This is a genomic window from Metallumcola ferriviriculae, assembly GCF_035573695.1.
GTDB lineage: Bacteria > Bacillota > JADQBR01 > JADQBR01 > JADQBR01 > Metallumcola > Metallumcola ferriviriculae.
In genome coordinates this window covers 1296629-1312209 of record NZ_CP121694.1, presented here as the reverse complement: position 1 = coordinate 1312209, position 15581 = coordinate 1296629, and the positions used below count along the sequence as shown (strand labels likewise).

The 15581-nt window shown below is 40.5% G+C and carries 17 protein-coding genes; 10 read left to right on the top strand and 7 right to left on the bottom strand.

Going from position 1 to position 15581, the window contains the following annotated elements; genetic code table 11:
* Window positions 1-116 precede the first annotated feature (116 nt).
* A complete protein-coding gene (locus MFMK1_RS06515; protein ID WP_428846297.1) occupies window positions 117-1550 on the top strand; it encodes a transposase in 1434 nt (477 codons plus the stop codon).
* 122 nt (window positions 1551-1672) lie between these two features.
* Here MFMK1_RS06515 and MFMK1_RS06510 read toward each other — a convergent pair whose 3' ends face one another.
* Genes MFMK1_RS06510 through MFMK1_RS06495 form a run of 4 tightly spaced genes read right to left on the bottom strand, consistent with a single transcriptional unit; the run spans window position 1673 to window position 3043 of the window.
* Window positions 1673-1843, bottom strand: a complete 171-nt coding sequence (locus MFMK1_RS06510) for a heavy-metal-associated domain-containing protein (RefSeq protein ID WP_366924318.1) — start codon at window positions 1841-1843, stop codon at window positions 1673-1675.
* Window positions 1844-1870: 27 nt separating this feature from the next.
* Complete coding sequence (locus tag MFMK1_RS06505; protein ID WP_366924317.1) at window positions 1871-2080, bottom strand: hypothetical protein; 210 nt, start codon at window positions 2078-2080, stop codon at window positions 1871-1873.
* Between the two features lie 50 nt (window positions 2081-2130).
* Complete coding sequence (locus MFMK1_RS06500; protein WP_366924316.1) at window positions 2131-2475, bottom strand: ArsR/SmtB family transcription factor; 345 nt, start codon at window positions 2473-2475, stop codon at window positions 2131-2133.
* 31 nt (window positions 2476-2506) lie between these two features.
* Complete coding sequence (locus MFMK1_RS06495) at window positions 2507-3043, bottom strand: NAD(+) diphosphatase (protein ID WP_366924315.1); 537 nt, start codon at window positions 3041-3043, stop codon at window positions 2507-2509.
* Window positions 3044-3191: 148 nt separating this feature from the next.
* Between MFMK1_RS06495 and MFMK1_RS06490 the strand changes: the two genes are divergently transcribed.
* Both MFMK1_RS06490 and MFMK1_RS06485 read left to right on the top strand, forming a co-directional pair.
* On the top strand, window positions 3192-3329 hold the full coding sequence (locus MFMK1_RS06490; protein ID WP_366924314.1) for a hypothetical protein: 138 nt from the start codon (window positions 3192-3194) through the stop codon (window positions 3327-3329).
* 90 nt (window positions 3330-3419) lie between these two features.
* The gene (locus MFMK1_RS06485; protein WP_366924313.1) at window positions 3420-3788 is read left to right on the top strand and encodes a type II toxin-antitoxin system HicB family antitoxin; all 369 of its coding nucleotides are present in this window, start codon (window positions 3420-3422) and stop codon (window positions 3786-3788) included.
* A 385-nt stretch (window positions 3789-4173) separates the two neighbouring features.
* Here MFMK1_RS06485 and MFMK1_RS06480 read toward each other — a convergent pair whose 3' ends face one another.
* Complete coding sequence (locus MFMK1_RS06480) at window positions 4174-5643, bottom strand: nucleoside/nucleotide kinase family protein (RefSeq protein WP_366924312.1); 1470 nt, start codon at window positions 5641-5643, stop codon at window positions 4174-4176.
* Between the two features lie 80 nt (window positions 5644-5723).
* Here MFMK1_RS06480 and MFMK1_RS06475 point away from each other — a divergent pair, with 80 nt between their 5' ends.
* Entirely contained in the window at window positions 5724-6719 is a 996-nt protein-coding gene (locus MFMK1_RS06475) for an LCP family protein (RefSeq protein WP_366924311.1), read from the top strand.
* A gap of 54 nt (window positions 6720-6773) precedes the next feature.
* Here the strand turns inward: MFMK1_RS06475 and MFMK1_RS06470 are convergent, their stop codons facing one another.
* Window positions 6774-7736: a GDP-mannose 4,6-dehydratase gene (locus tag MFMK1_RS06470; RefSeq protein WP_366924310.1), complete on the bottom strand. Its 963-nt coding sequence runs from the start codon at window positions 7734-7736 to the stop codon at window positions 6774-6776.
* The gene (locus tag MFMK1_RS06465; protein ID WP_366924309.1) at window positions 7736-9088 is read right to left on the bottom strand and encodes a UDP-glucose dehydrogenase family protein; all 1353 of its coding nucleotides are present in this window, start codon (window positions 9086-9088) and stop codon (window positions 7736-7738) included. The genes MFMK1_RS06470 and MFMK1_RS06465 overlap by 1 nt, the downstream gene beginning before the upstream one ends.
* A gap of 202 nt (window positions 9089-9290) precedes the next feature.
* Between MFMK1_RS06465 and MFMK1_RS06460 the strand changes: the two genes are divergently transcribed.
* The 6 genes from MFMK1_RS06460 (at window position 9291) to MFMK1_RS06435 (ending at window position 15520) form a co-directional block, all read left to right on the top strand.
* Window positions 9291-9971, top strand: a complete 681-nt coding sequence (locus MFMK1_RS06460; protein WP_366924308.1) for a sugar transferase — start codon at window positions 9291-9293, stop codon at window positions 9969-9971.
* A gap of 27 nt (window positions 9972-9998) precedes the next feature.
* The gene (locus MFMK1_RS06455; RefSeq protein ID WP_366924307.1) at window positions 9999-11309 is read left to right on the top strand and encodes an O-antigen ligase family protein; all 1311 of its coding nucleotides are present in this window, start codon (window positions 9999-10001) and stop codon (window positions 11307-11309) included.
* Between the two features lie 117 nt (window positions 11310-11426).
* Complete coding sequence (locus MFMK1_RS06450; RefSeq protein WP_366924306.1) at window positions 11427-12083, top strand: CDP-alcohol phosphatidyltransferase family protein; 657 nt, start codon at window positions 11427-11429, stop codon at window positions 12081-12083.
* An 11-nt stretch (window positions 12084-12094) separates the two neighbouring features.
* On the top strand, window positions 12095-13174 hold the full coding sequence (locus tag MFMK1_RS06445; protein WP_366924305.1) for a glycosyltransferase: 1080 nt from the start codon (window positions 12095-12097) through the stop codon (window positions 13172-13174).
* An 11-nt stretch (window positions 13175-13185) separates the two neighbouring features.
* Complete coding sequence (murJ, locus tag MFMK1_RS06440) at window positions 13186-14808, top strand: murein biosynthesis integral membrane protein MurJ (protein WP_366924304.1); 1623 nt, start codon at window positions 13186-13188, stop codon at window positions 14806-14808.
* Complete coding sequence (locus MFMK1_RS06435; protein WP_366924303.1) at window positions 14801-15520, top strand: tyrosine-protein phosphatase; 720 nt, start codon at window positions 14801-14803, stop codon at window positions 15518-15520. Before murJ ends, MFMK1_RS06435 begins: the two co-directional genes overlap by 8 nt.
* The last annotated feature ends 61 nt before the right edge of the window (window positions 15521-15581 follow it).

Below are 15581 nucleotides of genomic sequence, written 5' to 3'. Positions count from 1 at the left end.
AAACGCCGCAACCCTTGCAAATTCTATCTTTTTTCTTGCTTAGTTATATAGAACTCCTCACTTGTCTTGTGTAAAATATAGTTAACAGGCAATATCTACATTCAACAAGAAAGGAGATCTATTCTGTGAAATTTAAACAATTATCCCTATCTGATATTTATGACGGTTGTCTTGATTTCGTTGATAAGGATAAACCTCGGTTTCTAGCGCTTCTTGAAGAGCATATTCAACTTTCAGAGTATATTTCGCTGAGTTTCTATCAGGCTTTTTACAAGCACTTTGGTCGCAAACGAAAATTTAAGCTTGAGTCTTTTCTTTATGCACTCATCATTCAGAGAATCTTTTCTATTCCTACAGATGCGCTTCTGATTATTTTTTTGAATTTTTCCAAGGAAATCCGTGAATTCTGTGGTTTTTCTAAAGTACCTGATGCATCAAAATTTACACGATTTAAGCAAGATTTTTCTAAACATCTTCAAACACTTTTTGATAACCTTGTTGATCAAACTGAACCTATTTGTGAGCAAATTAACTCAGAACTTGCTTCATATCTCGTCTTTGATACCTCTGGCGTTGAAGCTTACGTTACTGAGAATAATCCTAAGTTTATCAATCGCTTAATCAAGCAGCTTAAGTCTCAATACAAAGGCAACTCTTCTGTTGACCCATACAAAATGGCATACGGCATTATGCCTTCCTGCGCATCATCAAATCCAAATGTCAAACAGCTTTACATCAATGGCCATTTTTGCTATGTCTATAAATTTGGTATGCTCACAAATGGCCTTGGTATAGTCAGAAATATTTCCTTTTTTGATGAAGACTTTATAAATGCACACCCTGAAATCCCAATAGAGAAAAAGTCTGATTCCCCTGATGAAGATAAATCCTTATCCGATTCTAAAGCACTTAAACCTGTTCTGCGCGACTTTTTTAAAACACATACTCATTTTAAACCCAGCACGTTTATTGGCGATGCTGCTTTTGATACAAACGATTCCTATAACTTTTTATTGAAGGATTGTCACTTTTTAAAAACAGTCATTCCTCTGAACGAACGAGGTTCTAAGAACCTCCCTGAACCCGGGTTCAACGAATCTGGACAACCTCTGTGTCCGTTAGATTCTTCTTTACCCATGAAATATGAAGGTAAAGCGCCCTTAAGGAGTGGCGTTGTTAGAGATAAATGGGTTTGCCCAAAAATGAAGTGGAAAGGTTCTAAACGCATTACTTTATGTGAACATCCTTGCTCCGACTCTCCTTCTGGTAGAATGTTTTATACCTATCCTGAAAAAGACTTAAGACTTTATCCTGGCATTATTAGAGACACCCCTGAATGGATTGATATCTACAAAAATCGTTGCGTTATTGAGCAAACCATTCAACACTTTAAATCCAATTTTGGCGTCGCCAACAGAAAAACTACAAATGCTTTAACCATTAAGGCTGACTTACTCCTTGCAGGAATTACTCAACTGCTTACCGTTATTCTTGCAGACAAACTCCATAAACACGAACTCATCAGAAGCCTTAAACCTCTTTTGGCTTAGCAAATCCTTTATACTTGCTCTTTCAACCCGCAAAATACTTGCGGTTATTTGTGCCGAATTTTTTCTGTCCAACCTCTGCTTAAAATTTTCTGTCCTCTTTATTAAACTTTCTGATTAGCTGCCTACGTTAAATTTTGAATTTCGCAATTACCTATGTAATCAATTTGATAGTTATAGGGTTTTAAAGCCTCTTTAAACTCATCCAAGTTCACCTTATCTGTGTCATAAATAATCGTCGCATCACCTGTGTCTTCAACTTTCGCTTCTTGGACACCATCCAGCCTGGATAGCACCCATTGAGCGGTAGATGCACAACTGGCTCAAGTAAATCCAGTTATAAAAAACTGTTTTGTTACAAATTCACCTGGGATAGCATTAATTCCCTTGTCTACCTGGGTTCCCTCTTTAAGCGAGGTGTTAATCTTAGTCTTAGCAGTGTTATTAGTTGTATTACTGCATCCTACTACTAGTAAAAGTATTAAAGATGTAAAAAAAATACTTATAACTAAGGTTTTTTTCAATTTATTCACCTACCTTTAACCCTGAAAGATTGGATAAAGTATGATGGAGACAGATTCCGTCACATTCTGGTGCATGAGCTAATATGTTTGGCATTATCTGATACAACTCTTTTAGCAAGCTCTAAAATATCCAGTATACGTTTATCAGTAACTTGATAATATACACTCCTGCCTTCCTGACGACTGCTTACATACCCACACCATTTAAGACAGGCAAGGTGGTTGGAGATTTGACTTTGGGAACAGCCCAACTCACCTACAATTTCATTAACCGTCATTTCTTTTTGCGCAAGCGTGGCTACTATCCTATAACGGATAGGGTGGGAAAGACCTGAAAAGAATTTTGCTAAGATATCAGCATGTATTTTAAACTGCTCTTGTGAGTTATTTGGGGTATCTGACATAAATTACCCTCCTTTGTTTAATTACAATATATCATGATATTGTGATATATGCAATATAAAAATAACCCCGAAACTGTCTCCCCTGGGCCAGCAATATTTGGTTATCCTTGATAATAGCGACGATGATTGCAGGAGAAATCCTAGGATACTTAATTAATCCACAAGCTGGGCAAATTTTAGCCACTTCATCTATTTTATTTTCTGTAGGTACTCCACATCCGCCGCAGTATTGGTGGGTACGATCCCAATGCAAAAGGTGATACGCTTTACCCGCTAATGAAAATAAATCGTCTGGGACCTGTCCCAATAAGCGCCTTAAGTCGTAAAACAATACACCTTCCGGTGCGGCTTTATCAGCTGCAAGTTCACCGACATAATAAGACCGATCATTCAATCGACCAAGATACTGCTGCCGAACAGGCTTTAGTTTTAACTTATCTAACTCAACATCTGATAAAACAACTTGTCCCTTATTCTCTAAAGTAAGAATTTTATCCCCTTTAAACAACACCCAACATTGCGGCGCACACTCTTCATCGTGGTAATTAAACTCTGTTTCAAAAAGCACTAAGCATCCTCTTTTCTTAAGTCTCCAGTCTCCAACATTTAACAATACTCATTCTACGAGGTTGCCGGAATTCCTTTTTCCTTTAAACTTCATCGGAACTTGTTTTTCTGCCACTATATATGGTACTATAAATTCAGAGGTGGCCGCGATGACCAAGTTAGAAAAACTGCTTCAAAAAGTGAAAAACAATCCAAAGCAAGTACGTTTTCAGGAATTAGATAAAATATTAATTAGAAGCGGTTTCACTAGGCGCCAACCAGGTATCGGTTCAAGTCACTACATTTAAAAAAACGATTGACGGTTCCTTACCGTCAACCCCACGTAAAAACTATTTATGTTGAGAGAGCATTAGCCCTTCTCGAAGGAGAGAATGAAGATGACTAATAAGGATTTACAGCATTATACCAACCTTAATTATAAGGTAGTTCTTTACCCCGCTGAAGAAGGCGGTTATATTGTTGAACTACCTGAACTGCCCGGATGTATCTCTCAGGGCGAAACAGTGAAAGAGGCCCTGGAGATGATCGAAGATGCCAAACGTTGCTGGTTAGCTTCCGCTCTGGAAGACGGCTTCACAATACCTGAGCCGACCGTCGAAAATGCGTTTTCCGGGAAGTTTAACGTAAGGGTTCCCAAGTCTTTACACCGCCTGCTAGTACAAAAAGCGAAAGAGGAAAATGTCAGTCTCAATCAATATATCAACTATCAATTGGCCCGCGTGCTAGGTGACAATATAAAAAAATAAATTGGACCAAACAGCATACCAGGATCTGTGCTTGGTATGCTGTTTGGTCGTTTGGTCTAGATAACTTTTTTCAACCCTTCGGCACCCGCCCATAATAACATTTCAACTGGCGTTCCGAGACACCCAGCAAGCAAAGAAGACGCAGGGACGAAAGAAGACGCAGGGACGTTTCATCTGTCTTGTCTAATTGCTTTCTCTATAATTGTCTTTCCTCCTATTACTCTTCCTAATTGCCGTTACTAGTTCCTGTATTATGGTACATATCCCTGATTTAACATAATATGATATATCCCAGTTGAACTTTTGCTTGCTTCCCTTCCCATTTCCATCACCCTATTCATAACAGAGGTTATCAAGTAAGACAACAGAAACGTCCCCGTGTCTTCTATAGTAATTCCCAGACTCTTGTTTTTACCTTTTTCACCACCATCTCCAAAGGTTCAGATGCGTCAATATTGATTATTCTTGTACCTGGGTAATATATTTGAGGCGTAATCACTGCTTTAGCCTTAACCTCGCTTAAAGTATGGTCTGGTTTCCGACTAACAGCGGTCTCAGGAGTCAAATGAAGTTTTATGAGAATATCAGGTGGCAATTGGTCCATTTGCTTGTATTTCACCTGTTCATATTTTGCCAAAAACTGATATATTACCGGTAGTCCCTTCCGGTCCTGCAGCGATGGACCATCATAAATCCCATTAAACTGTTTCTGAGGGTAACGGTCCGTTATAACAACAGCACTGCAGCCGGCCATTTTTGCCTTTATGATTTTTCGATACCTCATGGATGCAATATATGCTTTCCATAGATAAGCAGGCAGCGATATGCTTGTATCAGTTTTAGATATTTTTTTTGTTTTAACGCCATCTCTTTTAATACCCTTAAAGCGCCTCACCAGTATTTTCAGCCCTCGAAACAAAGGGCCTAACCCATCTCCGCTTCCCAAATATAACTTTTTCACCTCAAGCTTCGACGAAAACCAACGCGCTAATTCCGTAGTAATAGTTGACTTCCCTGAACCATCACAGCCTATGACTGCAATAATAAATCCACTGTTATGAAAACGTTTCTTTGGCACCGGAATCTTAAATATTTTATGTCTAAGCTTTAGTAAAATAACGTAAAAATAACATAACATTTGAATTATAATCGCGGGCACTTTGCGGTGTCTTCTATATCTAGACATTTCTCTAGCAATTAATATTCTCAATCTTATAATAGAACACAGCTTAAGGTTGGGCTTTGAGATTAAGCTAATGATTTGTGGACCATTTTGGGAGCTAAAAAGCCTCTCGCCCCAGCGATGCAGCTCCGCTTCATTTATCCTGCCTAAAAGGTAATTCCTCTGCCCGCTAAATTTTTTCGGCAGTTTTGTCTTTTGAAACATCCTGCTCAAATAGAAAAAAAGCGTTGTTTCCCCACCGATCCTAACTGCCAAAAGAATAAGCTCTAAATTAGGGTCAACCAAGGCCACACCGGAAGAGGTGTCTTTAACTACAGTCTCTAAGATGATTTTTTCCCACGGTATGACTTGTTCTTTTACGAATTTTAATCCTGACAGCAGCTGATAGTGCAGGTGAACATGGATTAACTTGCCGCTTACTTCATCAACAGCCAGCCAATCTTCAATTCCAGGGAACCTTGCCCAGCTTTGTGAGATAACTCTTTTGAATCCCAAATTTAATAAAATTTGTTCGCACTCGCTTGCTTGATTTTTGTCTACCAGCATATCTATATCTTTAGCTCCTGCCAATGCACTGGAAAAATCACGGCTGCATTTCCAATAGCAGTAATTAATATTATTCTTTTCTAACAGGTTACAGAATTCTAATGAAATTGCTAAGGGTTTATTCATAGCATTATTAGCTCCACAGTTTGTCTCCTTTCAAGCTAAGCCAGCAAGTACCAAACGTAAAAATTAGGAGGATATTCTCAATGAAAATGTGGTCAAAGGCAGTGGTGGTTGTCTTTATGATTTCTACCATCCTAGCAATATACTTCGTTTGGAATCTGCAGCCAAATCGTCACTTTGATACCAGTAACATGCCTATTTTAGAAACTACACCTGACTCCCCAAAAACATCTAATAAAGTGAAAGACCCTAAGAGGCAATCTGACGATTCTGTGCCGCAACAGCAGGCGGCAGAGTATCCTGATGAAACTTTTAATGTTTTACTACTGGGGATAGATGCGAGAAATGAAGAATTATCCCGCACTGATTTACTAATGCTCGCCAATATAAATCCAACTACGAAAAAGATATACCTCATCTCGATACCAAGGGATACCAAGGTGAAACTTGCAGGGGTAGGTTATACAAAAATTAACCACGCACATATTCTAGGTGAATTAGAAGGCGGCAGCCATGCAGGAACTATGGCCTCAGTTAAAGCGGTAAGCAGCTTGCTATACTGCCCAATCAACTATTATCTTAAAATTAACTTTCAGGGCTTTAAAGATTTTGTGGATGAAATTGGGGGACTTGATATTGAACTGCCTCAACCCTTAAAATTAACCTTTGCTGACAAAACCCTCCCTGCCGGTTCGCAGCATTTGGACGGGGATTTAGCATTAAAGCTGGCAAAGGAGCGCTATTCACTTCCCGGCGGCGATTTTGGGCGGCAAAAGAATAACCTGCTCCTATTGGATGCCCTCAGCGAAAAACTTTTAAATGCCAACCAATTGCCTAAAGTACCAACTTTAGTTAAGCAGTCTAGAAGTTATATTCTTGATACTAACTTAACTAACAGTGATATGATAAGCCTTGCATGGCTGGTACACAGCATCTCTAAAGACGATATTGAATATTTTCAAATTCCCGGTGCATCAGAGCGCACAGTAGATCCAATTATCAAGAAGAAACTGTTCTATTGGGTGCCGCAAACAGATAAAATCAGGGAGCTCTCTGAAAAATATTTAAATCAGGACTAAAACAACTCAGCTCACTTCTTTTATTTGCTGTAAAGGTCCGGCTGTATTCTCCACCTATTTCCCCAACCAATTGACAAAAGATACTAAGCCCTCTTTAAGTGGTGTAATAGGTCGATACATTAATAGGCGTTCTGCTTTTTGCGTATCTGCCCAAGTAATCGGTACATCCCCCGGTTGAGTAGGTTGATAGTCTACTTCAACTTTAATTCCTATGACCTCTTCCAACCAACTGATTAAATCCAGCAGTTTCACGGGTTGTGAGTTGCCAATGTTAAATACTTCATAATACTGGGGCAACTGATAATCCATCGCTAGACGGATACCCTTTACTATATCTCCTATGTAGGTATAATCGCGCTGACTGCTGCCATCCCCATAGACGGGAACTCGTTGGGAAGCCATAATTAAATTTGCAAATTTATGTATAGCCAAATCAGGACGCTGTCTTGGCCCGTAAACAGTAAAAAAGCGCAGTGCAATCATATTAATATGATGAAGATGTGCAAATGAATGGCAAAGTGCCTCCCCGGCAATTTTAGTAGCAGCATAGGGCGATATAGGTGTCAATAGGGCATCATTTTCTGAATAGGGAACTTTTTTGTTTACCCCATAGACGGAACTCGATGACCCAAAGATAAATTTCTTTACCTTAATTCTGGCTGCAGCCTCTAAGATGTTAAGCGTTCCATTTACGTTAACCTCTGTGTAAAGAGAGGGGTTTGTCAAAGACGGTCGAACCCCAGCCCTGGCTGCCAGATGAACTATTATATCTGGCTGGTTATCTAAAAATACCTGCGTTATCCTACTACGGTCACAAATATCACACCGTATCAAGTTGAATTTTGGATTTCCACAATGAGCAGAAATGTTTCGCCATTTTATATCAGGATCATAGTACTCATTGAAATCGTCTACGCTGATTACTATATGACCCTCCTCTATTAAGTTATCAATTAGGTGGCTGCCAATAAATCCCGCACCGCCGGTAACCAATACTTTCTGTGTTTTCTTTAACATCATCCTACTCCAATGTATATGAATCCGGCTTGACGCATCTGCTCAGAATTCAACATATTACGTCCGTCAATAAGTAATTTCTGCCGCATTATTTGTCCAATTGCTGCATAATTAAGCGTTTGATACTGCTCCCATTCAGTAAGTATCAACAATGCGTCAGCATTCTCAGCAGCTTCTTCGGGCTCGTTACAGTAAGTAACAGGCAGTTGGGGATGTTTTCGCATGCAGTTAGAAACTGCGACAGGATCATGCGCCTTCACGTTGGCGCCAAGTTTATGCAGCATACGGGAAATGGCTAAAAAAGGGGCATCCCGTACATCATCCGTTTCCGGCTTGAAGGAAACTCCCAAAATACCTATGTTAGCACCCCTAATTTCTTTAAGCTGTCGTACAAGCTTTTCTATGATAGCTTCACGTTGACGGTTATTCACCATCACCGTGGCTTCTAATAGATGCATATTATAGTCATACTTCTTTGCAGTAGCTAGCGTTGTGCCGATGTCTTTACCGAAACAACTGCCTCCCCAGCCTACACCCGCCTGCAAATACTCAGGCCCGATACGTCTATCTAGGCCTATCCCCATTGCCACATCCTCAATGTCTGCTCCCAAAAACTCTGCTAAACCGGCAAACTCATTTATAAATGATATCTTCATAGCGAGAAATGCATTCGACGCGTATTTAATTAGTTCTGCACTAGCTGTAGTTGTAGAAATGAATGCAGGGGTAATAGTTTTTTTCGGGCGGGGTAAAAAAGCCGGTGGACTGATAGTCTGCGTAAGTATAGGCTTATATAGTTTATCCAGCATATCGATTAAACCAGAAGATTCAGATCCAACAACAATTCGCCCTGGGTAGAATGTATCAAATAATGCTGCACCCTCACGGAGAAATTCTGGATTGGAGGCTACTGTAACAGAAGCATCCATATCCCCGGATTTAAGTCTTACTTGACTAATAATAGATTGCACTTTTTGCGCTGTACCTACGGGCACAGTTGATTTAATAACAACGTTTATATGGGCTACGTTAGCGGCTCGACGTCCAATTTCATAGGCAGCCAATTCAATATAAGCTAAATCTGCATCACCATTAGACTTGGGCGGTGTACCCACTGCTATGAAAATCAAATCAGAACCCCTGTCAAAGGTTTCCCAATCCCCAAAAGAGAGTGACAGCTCCATAGATAATAACTCAATAATACCCGGCTCATGAAAATGCACATTTCCTTTACGCAGCTCTTTAATCAGTTCGGTATCCTTATCGATACAATGTACTTCGTGTCCTGTATATGCCATTGCGGCGGCAGTGGTAAGACCGACATATCCCGCCCCTATTATCGTAACCTTCAATAATTTTCACTCCCTTCTTCTAACATTCTATATTCGGCGGGTTAGTTATATGGTCAAAATTTCTCTGGAAAATATTTACACTAATCAATGCAAGTTTATTCGTTCTAACAAAATAAGCTTCACAATATATAAACTGTAACGCCCCTTAATTACAAGCCTGCCAATTACACCCCAAAATCACTAGCAGAACTGGTGGTGGCTCATGAGTAACGAAAAATTATTACTTCAATCATCCTGCAACCCGACTTCATCAAGTAAAGCATCTTTTAAATTCGCGAGAGGGCTGAAGAGGCTTCTCGATGTCCTTCTTGCTCTGTTCTTAATGCCTATTGTTTGTCTGGTGATAGCAGTTGCAGCAATCGCGATCAAGCTGGATTCAAGTGGCCCGGTCTTTTATTCGGGGCAAAGAATAGGTAAGAACGGCAGGGAATTCCCGTTTTTTAAATTAAGAACCATGCATCAAAATGCAGATGTCCTGCTGCAAAAACACTTGGCATCGAGCCCAGACCTCCAAAAACAATGGGAGAATTTCGCCAAAATCAAGGGGTTTGACCCACGAGTGACAAGAGTTGGAACAATCCTTAGAAAATTAAGTGTAGACGAGTTGCCCCAGGTAGCAAATGTTATTCTAGGCGACATGAGCTTTATCGGGCCCCGTCCTTATTTACCACGGGAAAAGCAATATTTAGAAGGGCATGAAGACATTTTACGAGTTCCTCCGGGCATTAGTGGTTTTTGGCAAGTGAGTGGTCGCAACAATGTCACATTTGATCAACGGTTAAGAATGGATACTTGGTACGTTGAAAACTGGTCACTCTGGCTGGACTTAGTCATTTTGATTCGTACTATTTCTGTTGTGTTCGGTGGCAAAGGGGCCTACTAAGGTAATTATGGTGGGATGTGTAACCATTTGAGAGACAAAAATGCGATTGTTTCGTTGACAATGGAGAATGGAAAAATATTCTTAGTTGTTAAGCTATCCATGATAGGTTATTTAACCGGCCTTTTAGCTTTCTTTTTATGGGTAGGTAGACCTTTTTACTTTTCTGGTGTCGGTATGCAAATTACTCATTCAATGACACTTCTTTTAATTTTAGTATTTGCTCTAAATAAATTGATGTCCAACAACTTGGAACTTTGCCGGTTACCATCCCCTATTTTGATTCATGTAATTTGGCTATTCGCAAGCATTGTTCTTATTTTAACCGCAGGTTTCTTATCAATGTCCAACGCTGTCAATATAGTAGAAGCTCTAAAATTTCAAGTAAGTTATTTAATGGGCCTGGCAATTTTACTGGTATTCCTAGGGGCCTCTTTCAGTTATGATTGGATTCGTTTTCTTTTGCGGGTGACCGTGACAGGAGCAGTTTTATCCGTAATTTTCGCTTTTGCAGGCTTTTTATTTGCGCCGTTAGGCGAGGTTACTCTAAACCAGTTTAATAGGGCACAAGGATTTCTTTTGCACCCTAATCAATTCGGCATGATGCTGGCGGCCTTATTTCCGGCAGCTTGTGCACATCTTTCATTAGATTTTCGTAAAATCAAGCAGTGGATAGTGACATTATTACTGGCAGGAGGGTTGGTCATCAGCGGATCAAAAACCAATTTACTTATCGCCGGTGTATTAGGTCCTGCCACCCTATTAATTATGAATACCTTTAAACATAAGTATTCTCAAAGAATGTGGTCCCTGCTTGGCACCCTCATAGCGGTCTCTTGCATCGGGGCAGCCGCTTTTTTCTTACTATTAGAATTAGTTCCCGAGACTTTTAGAAACCTCCAACTTGTATTAGCTAACCCGGAAGAATACCGAACTCTTATCATTCGTCAGGAAATATGGCACGAAGCATTAACGCTTGTAAAAGGGTATCCTAACTTTGGCATTGGCGCAGGAAATACGGAAACGCATTTGGGCATCAATCATGCGCACAATGTTTTTATTGAGTATTACCTAACCCTAGGTCGTTTCGGTCTTTTTGCTTTTACATCTTTCTTAGAAAGCATCCTTTTCTTGTCTTACTATGTATTAAAAACCAGCCGCAAACTGTCTCTAGACCAACAGGCAACTGCCGTAGGCCTAGTTTTCGGTATCTTGTCATATATTTTTAGTAATCAATTAAGCGATTCTTTCGGTGGTACTACCTTACCTTTGCTCTGGGTATTACTGGGCTTACTTATGGCCCAAGGAACCCAATTATTTATGAAGTCATCTCTTGACTAAAATACGATGGTCCAAGGAAAAGAGGTTACATCTTATGAAAACTCAATTTCCTTCTTTGTCAGACATTAAAGCCTCATACCCCCCCATAAATGGGAACCCCTGTGGACACAGTTCATTTTGCGCCCATTATCTTTTCCGGCCGCTTGGGTCTGCGTTCGACTTGGCTTATCCGCTAATCAAATTTCATTGTTTTCGCTATTAGTTTCGCTTGTCGCAGCAACCATGATGGCTTTAGGGCACCGAAATCATGCTATTATAGGAGCAATTCTCTTTAATTCCTTTGCTCTTCTAGATTGTATCGATGGCCATGTAGCCCGTGTAAAGAAAGAAGCCTGTAGTTACGGCGGTTGGATGGATGCCCTTGGCGGATATATGGCTTATTCTTGCGTCCTATTAGCTAGTGGCATAGCTGCAGAGCAGCTTGGATCACCCGCCATTTTTCACCATTTTAACTTTATTATTATCAGTGCTGTCGCTGCAATGGCTAATCTCCTCATGCGACTGCAATATCAACACTATAGAAGTATCCAAGGAGAAAATGCCGCGCAAACAATTAAAGCTCATAAGCGAGTTGGTGCAAATCTTGGAGTAACAGGATTCCTAATGCCAGCTGTTTTACTAGGAGTTATTTTTGGGAAACTTGATTGGGTTGTCGTTTTTTATGCATTGTTTTATGTTTCTGCATATATTATTGTTACGCTTCGCTTAATTAAAACAATCCAAAAGATACAAAATAGTTTCTTGCTGAAGAGAGAATCAGGGTCAGAAAGTTGAGGGTACTTCATGTGGTAGAAAGCTTTGCCGGAGGAGTTTTAACTTCTGTTTCTCAATTATGTAATGTGCAGGTTTTCGATCAGAACGATGTATTTCTGGCTTACTCAATGAGGCAGGAAACTCCATCAGATTTTAGTGCCAAATTAGACCCGCGGATACAGACCATCAGAATTAATCTCGTCAGACAGATAGCACCATATCGTGATTTATTGGGGCTATTTGAGATGCGCAAAATTTTAAAAAAGGTAAATCCAGATATCCTTCACCTTCATTCCTCTAAAGCTGGATTGATCGGTAGGTTAGCCAATCGTATGGTTTTGGGGAAAAAAATTAAAGTATTTTATTCGCCCCGGGGCTTTGGCTTTTTGCAATTAAACGTTCGGTCTCTGAAACAATTAATGTATTTCTATATTGAAAAGTTTGGCACTAACCTTGGAGGAATTACTGTTGCATGTTCTGCTAGCGAGGCCAAAGAAGCGAGTCGATTAAGAAAGAATAACATCATCATCATTGAAAACGCGGTGGACACTGATATTATACCGAAAAAAGATTGGTCCTGTGAGCAAACAGATGTTATAAAAATTGGTACTGTTGGCCGGCTTTGCCCCCAAAAGAATCCTCAGATGTTTGAGCAATTAGTTATGAATTATGTCCATAGGGACAATGTTGCCTTTTGCTGGATTGGAGGCGGTAACGAAGGATTTAAATTTCAGACGCAAAAAAACATTACATTAACCGGTTGGCTTCCCCGAGAAGACGCCTTGACCTATTTAAGCACGTTGGATATATACATCCAAACTTCGTTGTGGGAAGGTATGCCCCTATCGGTAATAGAGGCCATGGTTTCGGGAATCCCCGCAGTGGTAACCGATGTGGTAGGCAACCGTGATGTTATAGAGCATGGCAGGACCGGGTTTATAGCGCGCAACTTGAAAGAAATGGTTGATTACGTTGATCTCCTTACTAATGACAGTAAGTTGAGAATGGAAATGGGACAGTGGGCAAGAGACTCCGCACTTGAACGATTTGGATTACATCGACTAAGGCAGGATATAACTCAGCTTTACCGGGGTAATTATTCTATTTTATAGGGGTACTAAAGATGAATGTAAGTGGAAAAATGACCCGAAATACTTTTCTAATATTAATTCTTACATTACTGTCACGCATCTTAGGCCTTGGTAGAGAGACTGCAATTGCCTACAGATTTGGCACTACCGGGACTGCCGATGCATTTCTTATTGCCTTTACCATTCCTTTCATCTTTTACAGCGCAGTAGGAAGGACTCTGTCCACCGTTATCATACCTGTTTATTCCGAATACGTCGCCCTTGGACAACGTGTTGCTTCCTGGAAATTATTAAGCAAGGTCATTAATTTAGTCTTTCTTATTACCACCGCTAGTACCGTTGTAGCTATAATCAACGCAGCAACACTCGCTAATTTCTTCGGCGCAGGTTTCAACACAGAAGTTTTAGGAATTGCAACCATTCTCATATCACTAATTATGCCTTCAATTATTTTTATGACTTTATCAGGCTTGCTAGGGGGGATTTTAAATGCGAATAATGTATTTGGGCCGCCCGCAGTAGGTCCAGCCATCATGAACATTACGATTATCCTTTTCGCCATGTTCAGTACAATGTGGTTAGGCGTCTACGGTTTAGTTATCGGCACTGTAGTTGGTTCACTATTCTTCCTGTTAGTCCAACTTGTAGCCCTTAAAGGTATCGGTTTCAAATATTTTATTTCATTTGACTTCAAAGACCCGGCTCTATATAAAATTATGCTAGCCATATTACCTATTCTAATAGTATCTGGCATAACTCAACTTTATACTTTAATCGATTTTCGTTTTGCCTCGGCGTTAAGCGAAGGAAGTATAGCAGCACTAAACTATGCAAGAAAAACAATGCAGTTACCCCAGTCCCTTTTTATTACAGCAGTAACAACTGCCATCTATCCAACACTGAGCAGGTTAGCAACAGAAGCTAAGTCTAAAGAGATGATTACTTCGCTGCGAACAGGATTGAAGTCAATCCTGTTAATGGCAATCCCCGGGGCCATTGGTATGGTTGTACTGAGGCAGCCGATTGTAACATTATTATTTGAAAGGGGCGCGTTTGACCCACGCGCAACATCGATGACGGCTGATGCCCTGTTTTTCTACTCTTTCGGTATAGTAGGGCTTTGCTTTTATATACCCCTGACACGGGCTTTTTTTGCTATGAAAGACGTGCGTACTCCACTTTTAGTTGTGGTAACCACCTTGGGTCTTAAAATCAGCTTAAACATTCTGCTAGTTCCCTCGCTGGGACATTCTGCACTGGCACTTACGACGACATTGACCCTATTTACTACTGCAATTATTCTATCTGTATTTTTTCAGCAACGTATGGGCGGACTATTTGATGGGGTTTTCTTTCGTTTTATCGGCGCAACCATAGCTTCTGGGGTTGCGATGGGGTATGTCGTCTACCTGGTTGATACCTTTCTAGCGGCTAAATTAGGTTTTGGACTATTACTTTTAGCCACCCGGTTAGGCATAGACGTTGGCGTGGGAGCCTTAACTTTTGGCATAATTGGGTTCGGCCTTCGGATTTATGAAACTAGGCATCTTTTACATCTACTCTCGATTTTTAGGCTCGGAAGGCTGCACAAAAGGATAAATGCTCTCGCCACTGAGCAAACCATACCAGAGAAGGGGGGTACTACCCTTGATTGACCTTCACGCCCATGTATTGCCGGGCTTAGATGATGGTGTCTGCCATGAGCATGAGGCACTACTTGCAGTAAAACAAGCCTTATCGGTTGGTTTCAATCAGATTGTTGCCATAGCTCATGTTAGACCGGAAATATATGAAAACTCAAAGAATATGATTTTGGAGGCTACTAGCAGCTTAAACCATACTCTGTTGCAGCATGGTATAGATGCGCAGCTGCTGTCGGGCGCAGAATATTACCTAGTACCCGAATTAACAAAGCAATTCTCAATGGGATTGTTACTTACGGTAAACAATACCGGGAACTACCTCTTGGTCGAACTACCCAAACTGCAACTTCCCTTGCAGCTTAATTCCATTCTTTTTGATTTGCAGCTGCTGGGAGTAACACCGATACTGGCCCATCCTGAACGAAACCAAGAAATATCCCAAAACCCTGCTATCCTAATAAATTTGGTAAAAAGAGGGGTACTTGTTCAAATTACTGCAGGTAGCCTGATGGGGCTCTTTGGCAGGGATACTAAAAAAGTTACGGAGTTTCTTCTGCGTAAGCGATTAGTTCATGTTATGGCATCGGATATGCACGGCCCGGGACGACGAATGTCTATCGTGCGGAAGGCCATTCGAAGATTGAAATGTCTTGTAGGGGAAAAAGATGCGCACCTCATTTTAAAGGACAACCCAAAATTAATAATACAAGGCAGGACAGCCTAATATAACTAATAATAAGTACGAGAATTTGGTAAGTTAGAAAATCAAGGCACGTAGTAGTATC